Source organism: Caballeronia glathei, from assembly GCF_000698595.1.
Taxonomy (GTDB): domain Bacteria; phylum Pseudomonadota; class Gammaproteobacteria; order Burkholderiales; family Burkholderiaceae; genus Caballeronia; species Caballeronia glathei.
In genome coordinates, this window is record NZ_JFHC01000279.1 from 1 (window position 1) to 635 (window position 635).

At 65.7% G+C, this 635-nt stretch carries 2 pseudogenes; both read left to right on the plus strand.

Annotated elements, in window-relative coordinates:
* Positions 1 to 255 (plus strand): annotated as a pseudogene (locus tag BG61_RS38770) (HlyD family secretion protein); the annotation flags it as partial.
* Positions 252 to 635, plus strand: a pseudogene (locus BG61_RS38775) (TolC family protein); the annotation flags it as partial. The pseudogenes BG61_RS38770 and BG61_RS38775, both read left to right, overlap by 4 nt.

A 635-nucleotide genomic window follows, 5' to 3' on the forward strand; every position in this document is an offset into this window, starting at 1 on the left:
TGGCAGGGGAGCGGCGCGGGACAAATGCTCCCCAGCGGCTCGCTGCCGAGCTTCAACGCACAGCCGGGCGAGGCTCCGCAAGGGCAGTTCGCAGTGGCGATCACGCTGGACGATCCGGACCAGTCCAAGTTTCCGATCGGCACGCAGGGACGCGCGGCAATCTACACGAGCACGAGCAGCGCCTTCGACGTGCTGCGCAAGGTCGCGATCCGCTCCTACACGTGGTACAACTGGCTGTATCCGTTTTCGCTATGAAGTGCGCGCCGTCGTTCGTCGCCGTGTTCCTTGCTGCGCTGCTCGGCGGTTGCGCGCTGTCGACACCGCCGCAGCACAGCGACGTGGTGAACCAGGCCTTGCCCAAGGGCACGACCGTCCCGCCGGCATGGATGTCGGATGCAAGCGGCGCTCCCGTTGCCGACGACTGGCTGAAGTCGCTCGACGATCCGCTGCTCGATGCGATCGTCGCTGAAGCGATTGCCAACAACCTCGACTTGCGGCAGGCAGCGGAGCGCGTGACGATCGCGCAGCAATCGGCGGTCGTGGTCGGCTCGCAGTTACTGCCGCAGATTGGCGCAGTACTGGGCGGGCGGAGCACCCGCGACATCGATCACAGCAAAGACTCCAACACGACGATC